The organism is Bacillus sp. CDB3 (assembly GCF_002081505.1).
Classification (GTDB): Bacteria; Bacillota; Bacilli; order Bacillales; family Bacillaceae_G; genus Bacillus_A; species Bacillus_A cereus_AT.
Window position 1 is genome coordinate 137,560 of sequence record NZ_ALBR01000012.1, and the last position, 15,258, is coordinate 152,817.

Genomic DNA, 15,258 nt, shown 5'->3' on the forward strand with positions numbered 1-15,258 from the left:
GTGCAAGATAAAGTGAAGCTTTAATCAGTGGGGTTGTTGTTCATCCCCACTGATTATTAGCCTTCACCAATCGGGCTGCCCGGCAAATAGCGGGATAAAATATATGAAAATGGCAGAGAAGTGAAAGGAGGGGATTTTTATGACAGTTACAATTAAAGATGTGGCGAAGAAGGCGAACGTAGCACCATCAACTGTTTCTCGTGTAATTGCTGATAATCCAAGTATAAGTGAAAAGACAAAGCGCCGTGTTCGAAAAGTAATGAGTGAATTAGGGTATCATCCAAATTTAAATGCAAGAAACCTTGCGAACCAAACGACGAAGACACTTGGTCTTGTTATGCCGAGTTCTGCAAGTAAAGCTTTTCAAAATCCGTTTTTCCCAGAAGTTATAAGAGGAATTAGTTCATTTGCACATGTGGAAGGGTATGCGCTTTATATGTCGACTGGTGAAACGGAAGATGAAATTTTTAATGGTGTTGTAAAAATGGTACAAGGGCGTCAAATCGGTGGTATTATTCTTTTATATTCAAGAGAGAACGATCGGATTATTCAATACTTGCATGACCAAAACTTCCCGTTTGTTTTAATTGGAAAACCATATGATCGAAAAGATGAAATTACATATGTAGATAATGACAATTATACGGCTGCAAGAGAAGTAGCAGAATATTTAATTTCACTAGGCCATAAACAGATCGCGTTCATTGGTGGTGGATCAGATTTACTCGTAACGAGAGATCGTTTAGCCGGTATGAGTGATGCTTTAAAACTAGCAGACATTGTATTACCGAAAGAGTATATTTTACATTTTGATTTTTCAAGGGAAAGTGGTCAACAAGCCGTTGAGGAGTTAATGGGACTGAAGAAACCACCGACGGCAATTATGGCAACGGATGATTTAATTGGACTTGGTGTACTAAGCGCACTTTCTAAAAAAGGATTCGTTGTACCGAAGGATGTTTCTATTGTAAGCTTTAATAATGCTTTATTATCAGAAATTGCGAGTCCTCCGCTTTCGACAGTTGATGTGAATATATATCAGCTAGGATATGAAGCAGCAAAAGCTTTAGTTGATAAAGTAGAGAATGCGGAGTCAACTGCAAAGTGTATCATTATTCCACATAAATTACTGAAGCGTCAAACTTGTGATCATTATGCATGAAAAAAGCTAAGAGTTTAACTCTTAGCTTTTTGCTTTAGAAAGGCTTCTAAACGGTCACAGCCTTCTTTTAAAGTTTCGATGCTATAAGCATAGGAAAGGCGAAGGTAGCCTTCACCGTATTCCGAAAATGCTGTTCCAGGAACAACGGCTAGCCCGGCTTCTTTTACAAGATCAAGTGCAAAATCAAATGATGAAGATGTTAAATGTCCAACATATGGGAATAAATAAAATGCACCTGTTGGTTTCTCAACCGTTAAACCCATTTGAATGAGTCTATTATATACGTAATCACGGCGTTTTTTGTATTGATAGCGCATCATCTTCGGGGCATCTTTAGCAGCTGTTAAAGCTTCGATTGCAGCATATTGAGCGATGGAAGTAGCACATGTAACATTGTATTGATGAACTTTTAATATGTGTTTTGCTAAATATTCTGGAGCAAATAAAAGTCCGATACGCCAGCCGGTCATAGAATGTGATTTTGATAATCCGTTAATGACAATCGTCTTATCACGCATTTCTGGGAAATGAGCGATAGATGTGTGTTTTTCTTCATATACAAGTTCACTATAAATTTCATCAGAAAGAACGAAAATATTTTTACCTTTTAAGACAGATACAATATCTTCTAATTCTTCTTTTGATAAGGTAACACCAGTTGGATTAGAAGGATACGGTAAAACGACGCATCTTGTTCGTTCTGTAATTGCATTTTGCAATGCTTCAGCTGTTAAACGAAATCCAGTTTCACGAACATCTATAAAAATAGGAGTTGCACCACATAGTCGAATAATCGGCTCGTAACCAGGGTAAATAGGAGCAGGTAAAATTACTTCCGTTCCTGGTTCTAAAATAGTTCGGAATGCAACATCGATCGCTTCACTAGCACCGATTGTAACAATTGTTTCGTTTTCAGGTGAATAATGTAAATTGTAGTTGTCCTTTACAAAGTTACAAGCTGCCTTGCGTAATTCTAGTAAACCAGCGTTATGTGTATAGCTTGTATAATTTTCTGTAATGGCCCGTTTAGCTGCTTCTTTTACTAGAGAAGGTGTAGGGAAATCGGGTTGCCCAATTGTTAAAGAGATAAGATTATCATAGCTTTGAATCATATTAGAAAACTGGCGAATTCCAGAAATTTGGATGTCCTTAACTCTAGGATTAATGAATTGTTCCATTGTATCTCCCTTTCTTCCGTTTGAAAATTAAATCCATTTTATCATATTTTCTATGATTACGCTTTGCATATGTTATTTAGAAAGAGAAAAAAGAAAAAAGCCGCTGAAAGCGACTTTTTAATAACCGTATTCCCAATCTATTTCATCTTCGTTCCAAAGTACGGAAGATACTTTGCCGAGATGGACAACGGATTCATTTACAGCACATGTACAGTTATCTTCCCCTGCTTTATGTTGCAGTTCTTCGTATACTGATTTTTCAACGTTTTCTAGCACAACCAAATTTTCTTCTTTTAAAACAAGCGTAGTACCCGCCATATTTATCTTCCTCCTACTAAAGTAATGATCACTTATTTGTAAACATAGATAGTATGGATTATATGCTGTATTTTGCGATAGTTGTCCGTCTAGGGAAGTGTTTTTAATTTCTTTGTAATCCGTATTCATTGTATACTGCATGAAGGAAATTTGGTACAGGGTTTACAATCATTTCGGAAATCTGTAACATTTATTATTAGTTGTTAACAAATAATTAACAAATATGTTAAGAAAAATCAAAATTTTAAAACAAATCAACTTATAAAATGATATAATCATATCAAAATACATATAGGGGATGAGAGGCTATGGAGCTGGTTCGTGATTTAATGATCCAAATTGCCATCATTATTTTACCACTATTTTTATATGAAGCGATTCGTTTAAATCGTTATCAAGAAATGCTTCCGAAGCCTAATCGCTACTTTATTATGTTTTTATCTAGCGTTACACTCGTTCTCTCCATGACATACTCTATTTGTTTTGGTACCGTTTGCGGATACAATTTTCATCCAATCCCAATTGTTAGTGGTTTTTTATATGGGGGGATTGTTGGGCTCATCCCTGCCATTATTTTTGTTGCATATGAATGGATTGTTAAGGGACTCAGTTGGTTACCTATCGTAGAAGTTATATTTCTTTCAATAATTCCATTATTTTTGTCAAAGAAATGGTCTCTTTTTTCAAGAGATAAGAAGCTAATATTAGCTTTTATGATTGCATCATTTTATGTTCTTGTTTCATTAGTATTTGGGATGTTGAATGTCCTTTTAGAAACAGGTTTTACACCGTACATATCTAATCTATATAGTGGGTATATATTTGCATCACTTATTATGGTTATGACAATGGTGTTTCAAGTGTATTTGACTGAGTATTTAAACGAAAATGCATTATTGCGTACAGAAATGCAAAAATCAGAAAAACTTAATATTGTAAGTGAGTTAGCTGCAAGTGTTGCACATGAAGTTCGAAATCCGCTCACTGTGGTACGTGGGTTTATTCAATTGCTAGAGAGTACGGAAGACGTAAAAAATAAAGATTATATGCGTCTCGTATTAGCTGAACTGGATCGTGCTGAACAGATTATTTCAGATTATTTAAATTTAGCAAGGCCTCAAATTGAAAAAAAAGAACATATTTGTTTATCAGCACAATTAATTGAAATGACAACGCTTATGTCATCATTTGCAGCGATGCAGGGTGTTTATTTGCAAGTTGAGATTTCTGAGAGCCTTTATACTATCGGTGATAAAACGAAATTGAAGCAAGCTATTATGAATGTTGTTAAAAATGGCATTGAAGCAATTCAAGGAAACAAAGGGTATTTAAAAGTAACGGCTATTCAAAAAGATGAAATGATAATAATAAGAGTTAAAGATAGTGGCGTTGGAATGACAAAAGAACAGTTAACAAGGCTTGGACAACCGTATTATTCTTTAAAAGAAAAAGGAACAGGATTAGGTCTTATGGTAACATTTAGTATTTTACAAGCGCATAATGGTACATTGGAATATAAAAGTGAAAGTGGAAAAGGAACTGAAGCTATTATTATATTGCCAGCTGTACGATATAAGGAATAAAAGTTACCGGTAGAAGGTAACTTTTTATTTTATTGTGCATTAGAAAATATACAGAAGTTTATTCATTTGTTTTTTCTTGTTTTGTTCGAATGAATAAACTTCTAAATGATTGAAAGAAGCTTTGCTCTTTTGAGGCGGCGACTAATTTTTTTGTTTCTTGAATTTCGCGAATAACTTGCATAAGTTGTGCATCACGGCTGCTGTCTTTATTGTAAATTTGATGGACAAGTTTATTCATTTTTTCTTCTTGTTTAGATTCTCGCTTATACATATGATTCATTAATAAGTCCATCTTTTCTTTCTGGAGTTCATCTGTTTGAGCGGCGTGATCAACTAGATCTTGTAACATTTTTTCTTGAGATCCTTCCTTTACATAAACTTGTTGCATAAGTTCATCTAATTTCTCGTCTTTTAAACGATTTTGTGTAATGAGAGTAGAGTTTTGATGAATAATTGCTTCATTTAATTGAGCAAGCATTTCAAGTTTTAACATGAACTCCTCAAAGTTACGCCCATCTTCTTTTTCTTTTGGTTGTATTTCTTGCTTATCTTGAATAACAGGTACAGGTGGGGCCTCTTTTTCTTTTAAAATAATAGGTATTGTTTCTGAAATATCTTCTTGTAATGTAGCAGCTCTTTCATGTATAGATTTCAATAGTTTTAAATCATCCAATTTATAAATACGAGCATCAGCTGTTTTTGAAATGATATAACCGTGTTCCTCTAAGAGTTGGCTATATTTTCGGACTATATGTTTTGGGATACCTGTTTTATTTGTAACATCTTTCGTTTTATAAATAGCTTCCATGATAGTTCCTCCCCAAAAAGTATCGTATATATCATTTCAATCTTTTATGAGGACTTCCTTTGAAAAAGAATGTCGGAAGGTTATTAGTTTTCTACAGCATTAGTGAAAAGATGAGGAAAAATGAATGTTTTTGGCGGAATGGAGAGGAAGAGCTAAAATAATGTCTGAAAACATACATAGAAGAAGTTTGTTATAATAGCTGAGGAAAAGAAATTGGTAGGAACACGGAGGTACACATGAAGCAATTAAAAGGTATTATCATTTCAATTATTGCAATTCTTTCTCTTTTGGTAGCAGTATATGAAGTACTTGTGCCAGAGGAGACAAGTACTAAAAAAATAACTACGTATGATCAAATTTTAGAGTTCCCGAAAGAACGATATCCAGAGACCGGGAAACATATAGCGGATGCTATAAAAGAAGGGCATTCAGAAATGTGTACAATTGATCGTAATGGTGCAGCGGATAGAAGGAAATTATCGTTAGCGCCATATCCGACGAAGAAAGGTTATGATCGCGATGAATGGCCGATGGCGATGTGTAAGGAAGGCGGAAAAGGAGCTCATATTGAATATATAAGTCCAGCAGATAACCGCGGTGCAGGTTCTTGGGTAGGGAATAAGCTAGACAAATATCCAGATGGTACGCGTGTGAAATTTGAAGTGAAGTAATAGTTGCACATTTCATAATGAAGGAGAAGGGAACTATGGAGTTAACAATTTCTTATTCGCAATTAATGTTGATGAACTATGACGGTGAACAGCCTTACGTAGATTGGACAGATGAAGATTTTGAAAGAGGTTATGCTAAGGCGGATGGAACTGTTATTTTTGAAGCACTCTCTGATTATACTTGTGAAGTAAAAGTGACTTGTGGAAAACATATTGAGAAAGAAGAAGTGATTAGAACGGTTGCGGTTCCTTTTACAGTTGAAAATGAATGTATCGTTGTAACGAGTATTCTTTCAAATAAATTTCAGATCCCTATTCCAAATGGTGAGTATACAGTTGTATTACAGGCAATTCCTCTTGAAGAGCCAACGGATGATGAATTATATAAAATACAATATGAATTCTTTTTTGAAAGTAAAGAATAAAAATGGGTTATCCTTTGGAGGATACCCATTTTTGTTATGCGTTTGTTTTTAAAAGGGAACGAGCATCTTTTGCTGCTTGCACCATGTGTTCTAAAGCCGGAATAACTTCTTCCGTTCTTCTAGTTTTTAAACCACAGTCTGGATTAATCCAGAAATATTTAGGATCACATACTTGTAAAGATTGTTCTACGATTGCGAACATCTCATCTTTACTTGGGACACGTGGACTATGAATGTCATATACACCTAGACCAATTCCTTTTTCATATGTTGTATGTTTTAATGTATCAATAAATTCTCCATGACTTCTTGATGTTTCGATAGAAATAACATCTGCATCTAACGCACGAATGGCATCTACAATATCTTCGAAGTTACTGTAACACATATGGGTGTGAATTTGTGTTTCGTTTGCTACAGAAGATGTTGCTAAAAGGAATGATTGAACTGCCCATGTAATGTATGCATCCCAATCTTTCTCTTTTAAAGGCATACCTTCACGAAGTGCGGGCTCATCGACTTGGATTACTCTTATTCCGGAAGATTCAAGTAATTCAATTTCATGACGAAGTGCTAGTGCAATTTGATATGAAACTTCTTTTCGTGAAATATCATTTCGAACGAATGACCAATTTAAAATAGTGACAGGTCCAGTGAGCATACCTTTTACTACTTTCTCTGTTAAGCTTTGTGCATATACAGTTTCTTTAATAGTCATTCCATTTATAAAGGCAACATCGCCATAAATAACAGGTGGTTTTACGCAACGAGAACCGTACGATTGTACCCATCCGTTTTTAGTAAAGGAGAAACCAGCAAGGCGCTCGCCGAAATATTCCACCATATCAGTTCTTTCGAATTCACCATGCACTAGTACATCAAGACCAATATCTTCTTGGTAACGAATCCACTTCGCAGTTTCCTTTTCAATGAACTGATTATATTGTTCATTTGTAATATCACCGTTACGCCACTGTTTACGAGTTTGACGAACTTCGGATGTTTGCGGGAAGCTACCGATAGTTGTTGTTGGTAACAATGGTAATTGTAAAGCTACTTGCTGTAGTTCATATCGTTTTTCAAATGGAAGAGGACGTGAGAAATCATCTTCTTTAAGTGATGTACTTGCAAGTTTTACATCTTCACGATTACGTGCAGCTGATGAGCGGATGGCATTATGTGCGTTACGATATGTTGTCAGCTCGCTACTGATGCTTTCTACACCTTTAGTAAGAGCAGAATGGATAAGGACTAGTTCTTCTAATTTTTGATTAGCAAATGCAAGTGCATCAAATAATTCAGTTGATAAGTGTGCTTCTTCTGTTTTATCAATTGGAGTATGCAATAAGCTACAAGAAGGCTGAACAATTAAACCTTTTGCTGCAATTTGATTTTGTAATGTTGTAAATAAAGAAAGTACATCATCAAGATCAGCTCTCCAAATGTTACGGCCATCTATACAACCGATAGCTAAAATTTTATCAGCTGGGAATCCATATTTTGAAATAGCATTTATATTACCTTCTTTGCCATGAACAAAGTCTAATCCAATACCGGAAACAGGGAATGTAATAATTTCTTCATAGTTCTCTTCTACACTATCAAAATATGTTTGTAGAAGAAGATTAGCATTCGGAACTTCTTTATGAATAGCTTCGTAAAGTTCTTTCGCTTGATTAATTTCATCTTTTGTTAAAGATGCGAAGATTGGTTCGTCAACTTGAATAACTTGTGCTCCAGCTGCGTGTAATTCAGAGAATAATTGAACATAAGGTGCAACTAGCTCTTTTAAAATAGTGGCAAATTGATCTTCGTTATAACCTTTTGCTAGTTTTAGGAATGTATAAGGTCCTAAAATAACTGGTTTTCCATCAACGCCTAACTCTTTTTTCGCTTCTTCATATAAACGAAGAGGACGATTGTCTTTTAATGAGATTTGTAATCCTTCTTCATATTCAGGAACAATATAATGATAGTTTGTGTTAAACCATTTTGTCATTTCAGAAGCAACGTGATCTTTAGAACCACGTGCCATCGCAAAATATACATCAAGGTAAGATGTAAACTCTGAAAAACGTGACGGGATAAACCCTAACATGTAGGCCGTATCCAGAACGTGGTCATAATATGTAAAATCGCCAACTGGAATTAATTCAATTCCTTTTTCTTGCTGTACTTTGACGTGTTGAAGGCGAATTTCTTTCATTGTCGTTAAAAATTGTTCTTCATCAATTTTATTGGACCAAAAAGCTTCCAATGTTTTTTTCCACTCTCGTTGTAGTCCGATACGTGGATAACCTAAATTACTTGTTTGAATTGCCATTTCAAATTCCTCCCTAATTGAAAGTAAGCATTTCCGTTTACTAGGAAATACCTATAACAAAAAGCATAAAGGCATAGAAAAATAAGCCTTCCTTTTTGTCCTTAACACCTCATCATCATCCGTGAGTCTATCAGTGTTGTTAAAATAGGCAGGTCTCCTGACTTATGCTTCATATAATTTCTTTCACCTTCCCGTTTTCACAGTGGCACAAAAAAGAAATCTCAGCATTTACAGTGGCGGGACCGTGCTGGAGTTTCACCAAACTTCCCTTTTAAACACGAAGTGAAATGTTCGTGTACCTATTTTCCTTTTGAAAGGAATTTAACAAGCGATATGATATTGAAACAAATTCTAACACAATTTTCGGAATTTTGTCCACTGTTTTAAAATAAGAAAATTCTAAAGTTTTTTATTTTAATTATTGGTACTTTTCTGATTTTTATAAGGCGAAGAAAAGTGAGGGGTATTGAAATGAAGTGCGATTAAACTTATAAAGAAGTGAGTACCTGTACAGAGATAAGACGCCAGTTATGGTATTTAACAAGCGGTCCATATTCTGGAATAAGGAAGGGAATTGGATGGTTCATTTTGAAATAGTAAGTTATCACAAAAAGAACAAGATTGCTGTATAAAGATAAATATACTAAGTTTATAGGAATGGGGAATTTCAATTGGAACAAAGTACACAAAATATTTATTCACCGCCAAAACATATAGTTTCAGCAGCGACAATTGTAATTAATGAACAAAAAGAAATCCTATTAATCAAGGGGCCTAGAAGAGGATGGGAAATGCCAGGTGGACAGGTTGAAGAAGGAGAGTCTTTGAAAGATGCTGCAATAAGGGAAACTAAGGAGGAAACAGGTATTGATATTGAGGTTTTAAAATTTTGTGGAGTATTCCAAAATGTGAACCATTCAATATGTAATACGTTGTTTTTAGCTAGACCAGTTGGCGGTAAATTAACGACTACACCAGAAAGTTTGGAAGTAGGGTTTTATCCTATTGAACAGGCGTTAGAGATGGTGAATTTTATGAATTTTAGACAAAGAATTGAATACAGTTTGGATGAAAATCAACAACCTTTTTATATAGAATTTTAAGAAACGAAATTCTATTATAGGACACTATTGTTGAATAAACCTTAGATTTTCAAACGATTTTATTGTTATATTTTTGAGCACAGTGAAGTATCCTATATCGAAAATTAAACAACTATATGATACCCCCGTCCTAAATTAGAACGGGGGTATGTTTATCTTAGGTTTTAAAATTAAATAACTTTATTGTCTTTTTACAGTCTCTTCTTTACAAGTTTAACCTTCATCTATATCAATTTCTGAAAGTCGCCCTGCAACTGCATCTGTAAGGAGGGTGTTTAACCATTGCAATTCAACTGTAATATGTTCAATAACGCTTTGTAAAATATATAGTTGTGCACGTGGAATTTGTCCTTTGCTACAATCATAAATAGTTTGCATTTTAAGTAAATATTGAACGGTATCATTTTTCTTTTTTTCTAAAATAGGAACTAACTCTTGGTCATCACCAAAATGAGCGAAAGAGAGTGCCGAATAAATTGGTTTATATATTTGATTTTTTGCTTCGAATTGTTTTAATAGTAAAGTGTGAAATAACCGTTTACCTTCTTCTGTTATATGAAAGATTGTTTTATCTGGTCTATTCGTATCTCGAACAATAGTTGTAATACTAATTGCACCTTGCTTTTCTAGTTGCTCGAAGGCGTAGTAAAGTGATCCTTTTGCATATTTAATATAACAATCCATTTGTCTTTCTTTCATGATGTGTTGCACTTCATATGGATGTTTATCTCCTTCGATTAGCAAGCCGAGAATGACTAATTTCATGCTCATTCTGTCTCAACTCCTGTATATAGAAACTTTATCCCGATTTGTGAGGGATAATAACCAGTGGGAATGGTTCCTTACTGATCAAAGATTTACTCTATATATTATAAACGGCATACCCTTTTTCATAAAGGATATGCCGTTTCTTTTTTCTATACTAACTTACTTGCTTTTGTTTTTGTTTCGTTTTTGGTCCTGTAAAGAGGCGTTCATTTCCCATAAGTAAAATACAAATAATACTTAGTACAGCGGGGATAAGTGCCCAGAAGAATGTACTGGCAATAGATGTAGCTAGAGCCTCTTTAATACCAGTTAATATTTCAGCTGGAATCTTCTCGGTAGCACCTTGTGATAATAAGAAACTTGTGTCTCCACCTTTTGGAGCTAATTCAGCTAGTTCAGGAGGGAACACAGTGTTTAATTTATTAGTAAAAATATGATTTTGAATGGTACCGAAAATTGTTACACCAAGAGTCATACCGAGTGAACGGAAGAATGAGTTTGTTGATGTAGCAGAACCACGATCTCGCATTTCTAACTTGTGGATAGAAGACATACTTAAAACTGAGAACGAGAAACCAACCCCAAGTCCAGTGAGAATCATAAATAGCGTTACAAGTAGACGAGGTGTATCCATTGTTAAAGTGCTTAGTAAATAAATACCAATTACGAAGAAAACGCCAGATACCATCATGATGTTACGATAACTTGTTCGAGAAGCTAACTGTCCACCTGTTTGACTTCCAATTACAGAACCAACCATCATAGGTGTTAAAATTAATCCAGCATTTGAGGCTGAACCGCCGAGAACACCTTGAACGAAGATTGGAATATAAACTGTACAGATGATAAAAGCGGCACCATAGAAAAAGGCAACTCCTTGGCTAGCTGCGAATAAAGGTTTTTTAAATAGATGGAATGAAATGATAGGCTCAGTTGCTTTTCTTTCTACGAAGAAGAAAATAATAAGCATAATAACAACTGTTGTAAATAAACCGATAATTACTGTGGAATTCCATGCGTATTCTTTACCACCAAGTTCTAAGGCGAACATTAAGCAAACGATACTAATAACAAGTGTAATAGCGCCAGCCCAATCAATTTTTTGTTTTCTAAATTCTAGAGATTCACTGTAGTATTTAGTAATGAAGAAGAAGGAGATAAGTCCTAATGGAATATTAATATAGAAGACCCAATGCCAACTTATATAGTCTGTAATATAAGCACCTAATAAAGGACCGAATACACTAGATGTCCCGAAAACCGCACCGAATAGCCCTGTCATTTTTCCGCGCTTTTCTGGTGGGAATATATCGTACATAATTGTGAAGGCGATAGGCATAAGAGCGCCGCCACCGATTCCTTGAATAGCTCTATAAATACTTAGTTGCTCAATACTAGATGCTGTTCCGCAAAGTGCAGAACCAAATAAGAAAAGAATGAGGCCACCAATATAAAAGCGTTTCCGTCCGTACATATCAGAAAGCTTTCCGAAGATAGGCATCCCTGCCATTGTTGCTACCATATATGCAGACGTGACCCAAACGAACTTGTCAAATCCTCCTAGGTCTCCAACAATCGTTGCCATTGCTGTTGCAACGATTGTATTATCCATTGCCGCCATTAAAATACCAAGTAGTAAACCAGCAACAACAAATTTTGTATTGTTGGAGTCTTTTTTTGATAATTGAGATTCCAAATATAACCCTCCTTTAATAATAAGTAAACAATATTAAGTTTCGAGTGCAGCGCATAAAAATTTAAAGTATAGTTCTTTCAAATCAATTTACACAAGTGCACTGACAAAGCCATAAAGAATATTATAGTCAAATTTGACTAAAAGGCAAACTTTTTCTTCCGTCAAAATATTCTGTTGTATGGACAGAGAAAGAGTGAGTAATACTTAGTATTGGTATAAAGTCAATGAAGGAAATTGTAAAAAAATATTTCAGTAAGAATACCTTCTGTTAACAGAGGAAAAATGGTTTTTTCTTTATATTGTCGAATAGGATAAAAGGAAGAGTAATAACTATATATCTTTTGTAACAAGCTTTATTAATATCGTGTAGAGAGGCAGAATAAGGTCGTATGGATGATGCATCTGAAATGGGGTGAATATTATTATGAAAATGTGGAAACGAATTTCGGATCAAGGAAGGCGTTCAATACCGCTACAACCGGTGTTATGGATTGATGGCTCAAAAAAGGAAAACGAATGTCCTAATGTAGTAGTTACATTACAAATCCGTAGTATGTATAAAGAAAAATTTTCATATGAACTGACCTATGATGTAAATGACATACTTATTATTCGAATTGAAGTTGAAAATAAAGGAATGGAAATGATTTCACGAGTTGTAGTAAGTCATATGATTCGAGATTATTTTGCATATATTCCAAACTCATTAAAGGTTGATAAGGGGATGAGTGAGTTTCTGTTCCAGCTTGTAAGGTGGCGAATCGAAAATTTATTACCGAATGAGAAGGTAGAACTAATTTGTAAAATAAAAGCAAATAAAGATAAAGCACTTAAAAACGCATTATTTCAGGCTACATATACATTTCAATATAAAGGATTATCATATGGTCCACTGCAAACAAATGAAGTTGTTGTGCGGCAATGATAAAAAGGAACCTGTATGAAAGGTTCCTTTTTTAGTGAAGGTTGTGTTTTTTGAGTACTTTTTTTGCTCGATTCCTTTTTTTCCTACATAATTGTTTTTATAACCAAAATATAGAATGAAAAGAAAGGAAGCAACATTTACAATAGCATCAAGTTGATCGTTTGTAATAAAGTTCACTCCGAAAGAATTAAATAGTAATTTTAACGATAACAGAAAACCTGCTAGAAAACGTATAATATCTGATAGATTTTCTTTTTGTAGCATATAGGTCACCTCTTTCTAAAACGATATATAGTATATATATGAAATAGAATAGAAATGGTAGACAAGCTTAAGCGGAAATGTACATTGAATATGTACATTTTTTATTTTGTAGGAAAACATAATTGTTATAGAAACATATATTGGTATAGAAAGGAGGGGAAATATGAAACATAAAGGGAAAATTAGTGGGTTATTACTTGGGAATACAGTGGCAGTTACAGAATGGATTGCGCTTCAGGATGTAATTACAAAACTGGATTCGCGATCATTTTATAGCGTCTTTATTATTTATATATTGCAAATGATACTCAGCTATTATTTTGGACATTGGTATGATAAAAGAGCGAGTGGGCGTATGGATACGGAAGTAGGGGAATGGCGAGTAATGATTTTGTAGTTGATTTCTTTGAGAAAGTAGCTGCTTTATCAGAACGGGATTCTCATAATATTACAGTGTACATTCTTTCTGTGAAAGAATGGAAAGAACTAAAAGAAACAGTGCAAGAAAAAAATTGGAGGTGTTAGTACAAAAATTGGAGAGTACGATTGTAAAGACAATTCGTAAAGGGGATGTCGTTACTAAGTGGGATGAAAATAAGTATGTTATTGTGGCGATTGATAACGGACATGAAAAGTCGACAATAACAAACCGATTAATGAAAAATATTGAAAGTGAAATAGAAAATGGCTTGTTAAGTATGAATCTATTATTTGGAGCTGCTAGTTATCTAGTAGAAGGAAAAACTTTTGAAGAATTGCTTAGAAAAGCACAAAAACAATTGTATAATTATAGAAACTTGCAAAGTGATGAATGAAATTTTGATTTGAAGAAGTATGATATAAAGAATTTTTTGTAACATTTTTTTGACTTTTGTTACAAGAAAAACTTTTTTTGTAACAAAAGTCTTTAAAAATATATGGAATCAGCATATAATTGTGTGTGGATGTATCAATGCATTTTGCACATGTTTTCAGTTTAAAAGTGTAGAGGAAAACACGCTCTACACTTTTCCTTTTTAAGAAATTAAAAGAATCTTTGTAAGAGTTGCGAGGTCATCTTCGCACTATGTAAAATGGACAAAGAGGTTATTTGGTAGAAAGTGAGAAAGGGAATGATAGACGTGAGAGGTTATAGATTATCTTTTATCAGGTGAAACATTATAGTGTTTCTTGCAGTAGGTAAGATTACAGTAAATACCTTTATGTTTTAAGACATTACATAATTTTAAATGCTAAAATTGTACAAGCAGTATAAATAATTATTGATGATCTTCGTAAAAAAGATGCGAGCGTGAAATAGATAAAGAAGTTACATGTTTTCATGGGATTTTTGGCACGATGATCGTTTACTAATAGGAGGAAAAGATGTTGAAATATAATAAATTAGCAATTGTAACTGCATTATCACTGACTTTACTAGCCGGTTGTTTCGGACCGAAACCAGAAGAGGAATTATATGTTGCGTTTGAAAATGCTGCAAAGCAAGAAAAAACAATGTTTGAAGATGCAAAAAAACTTGAAACTTTAGAGAAAGAGGGACAAGAATTATATAACCAGATTGTTCAAGAAGGAAAAGATAATAATCAAACTGTTAAAGAAAAGCTGAATCAAGCAGTGAAAAATACAGATGAACGAGAAAAAGTGCTTACAAAAGAAAAAGAATCTTTAAATAAAGCACAAGAAGAAGTGAAATCAGCAGATAAATATGTAAAGAAAATTGAAGATAAGAAATTGAAAGATCAAGCGGATAAAGTGAAAAGCACATATGAGAAACGACATGATTCATTTAACAAGATGTATGATAGCTATAGTAAATCGTTAAAACAAGAAAAAGAATTATATACAATGTTACAAGATAAAGGTACAAAATTAAAAGATATTAGTGAAAAAGTAAAAGTAGTAAATCAATCTTATAAAGATATTGAATCAGAAAAAGACAAGTTTAATGAATTTACGAAATCTTATAATACAGAAAAAATAGCTTTTTATAAACAAGCAAATATTAAAATTAAAGAAGAGAAAAAAATAAAAACA

13 protein-coding genes, 2 pseudogenes and 1 riboswitch are annotated in these 15,258 nt (G+C 33.9%); of the genes and pseudogenes, 8 read left to right on the plus strand and 7 right to left on the minus strand.

The genetic code is table 11. The features are described from left to right. Positions 1–139: 139 nt before the first annotated feature. Positions 140–1,162 (plus strand): maltose operon transcriptional repressor MalR, encoded by a 1,023-nt coding sequence (gene malR / locus CDB3_RS04140; RefSeq protein ID WP_128853564.1) that lies wholly within the window; start codon positions 140–142, stop codon positions 1,160–1,162. Between the two features lie 14 nt (positions 1,163–1,176). Here the strand turns inward: malR and CDB3_RS04145 are convergent, their stop codons facing one another. Together CDB3_RS04145 and CDB3_RS04150 are read right to left on the minus strand one after the other, a co-directional pair. Beyond that, on the minus strand, positions 1,177–2,340 hold the full coding sequence (locus CDB3_RS04145) for an aminotransferase A (RefSeq protein ID WP_128853565.1): 1,164 nt from the start codon (positions 2,338–2,340) through the stop codon (positions 1,177–1,179). A 117-nt stretch (positions 2,341–2,457) separates the two neighbouring features. Further along, positions 2,458–2,658, minus strand: coding sequence for a hypothetical protein (locus CDB3_RS04150; protein ID WP_000929279.1), 201 nt, complete (start codon positions 2,656–2,658; stop codon positions 2,458–2,460). Between the two features lie 308 nt (positions 2,659–2,966). Between CDB3_RS04150 and CDB3_RS04155 the strand changes: the two genes are divergently transcribed. Beyond that, on the plus strand, positions 2,967–4,241 hold the full coding sequence (locus CDB3_RS04155) for a sensor histidine kinase (RefSeq protein ID WP_128853566.1): 1,275 nt from the start codon (positions 2,967–2,969) through the stop codon (positions 4,239–4,241). 58 nt (positions 4,242–4,299) lie between these two features. Here the strand turns inward: CDB3_RS04155 and CDB3_RS04160 are convergent, their stop codons facing one another. Beyond that, positions 4,300–5,049, minus strand: a complete 750-nt coding sequence (locus CDB3_RS04160; protein WP_128853567.1) for a DUF3967 domain-containing protein — start codon at positions 5,047–5,049, stop codon at positions 4,300–4,302. 236 nt (positions 5,050–5,285) lie between these two features. Here CDB3_RS04160 and nucA point away from each other — a divergent pair, with 236 nt between their 5' ends. Continuing rightward, on the plus strand, positions 5,286–5,720 hold the full coding sequence (nucA, locus tag CDB3_RS04165; protein ID WP_128853568.1) for a DNA-entry nuclease: 435 nt from the start codon (positions 5,286–5,288) through the stop codon (positions 5,718–5,720). Positions 5,721–5,755: 35 nt separating this feature from the next. Then, positions 5,756–6,145 (plus strand): competence protein ComJ, encoded by a 390-nt coding sequence (gene comJ / locus CDB3_RS04170; RefSeq protein WP_098498799.1) that lies wholly within the window; start codon positions 5,756–5,758, stop codon positions 6,143–6,145. Positions 6,146–6,179: 34 nt separating this feature from the next. Here comJ and metE read toward each other — a convergent pair whose 3' ends face one another. Further along, positions 6,180–8,468, minus strand: coding sequence for a 5-methyltetrahydropteroyltriglutamate--homocysteine S-methyltransferase (gene metE / locus CDB3_RS04175; RefSeq protein WP_128853569.1), 2,289 nt, complete (start codon positions 8,466–8,468; stop codon positions 6,180–6,182). 130 nt (positions 8,469–8,598) lie between these two features. After that, positions 8,599–8,786: riboswitch (cobalamin riboswitch) on the minus strand. A 353-nt stretch (positions 8,787–9,139) separates the two neighbouring features. Here metE and CDB3_RS04180 point away from each other — a divergent pair. Then, positions 9,140–9,571, plus strand: a complete 432-nt coding sequence (locus tag CDB3_RS04180; protein ID WP_128853570.1) for an NUDIX hydrolase — start codon at positions 9,140–9,142, stop codon at positions 9,569–9,571. A gap of 213 nt (positions 9,572–9,784) precedes the next feature. Here the strand turns inward: CDB3_RS04180 and CDB3_RS04185 are convergent, their stop codons facing one another. Further along, a complete protein-coding gene (locus CDB3_RS04185) occupies positions 9,785–10,342 on the minus strand; it encodes a PadR family transcriptional regulator (protein ID WP_128853571.1) in 558 nt (185 codons plus the stop codon). A 151-nt stretch (positions 10,343–10,493) separates the two neighbouring features. Then, the gene (locus tag CDB3_RS04190; RefSeq protein WP_128853572.1) at positions 10,494–12,035 is read right to left on the minus strand and encodes an MDR family MFS transporter; all 1,542 of its coding nucleotides are present in this window, start codon (positions 12,033–12,035) and stop codon (positions 10,494–10,496) included. A gap of 424 nt (positions 12,036–12,459) precedes the next feature. On the opposite strand from CDB3_RS04190, the gene CDB3_RS04195 reads away from it, so the two are divergent. Further along, entirely contained in the window at positions 12,460–12,960 is a 501-nt protein-coding gene (locus tag CDB3_RS04195; protein ID WP_128853573.1) for a hypothetical protein, read from the plus strand. Between the two features lie 31 nt (positions 12,961–12,991). Here the strand turns inward: CDB3_RS04195 and CDB3_RS04200 are convergent. Continuing rightward, positions 12,992–13,224: pseudogene (locus tag CDB3_RS04200) on the minus strand (phage holin). A gap of 163 nt (positions 13,225–13,387) precedes the next feature. On the opposite strand from CDB3_RS04200, the pseudogene CDB3_RS04205 reads away from it, so the two are divergent. After that, positions 13,388–14,039, plus strand: a pseudogene (locus CDB3_RS04205) (diguanylate cyclase domain-containing protein). A 550-nt stretch (positions 14,040–14,589) separates the two neighbouring features. Beyond that, on the plus strand, positions 14,590–15,258 hold a 669-nt coding region (locus CDB3_RS04210; RefSeq protein ID WP_128853574.1), incomplete at its 3' end, for a YkyA family protein.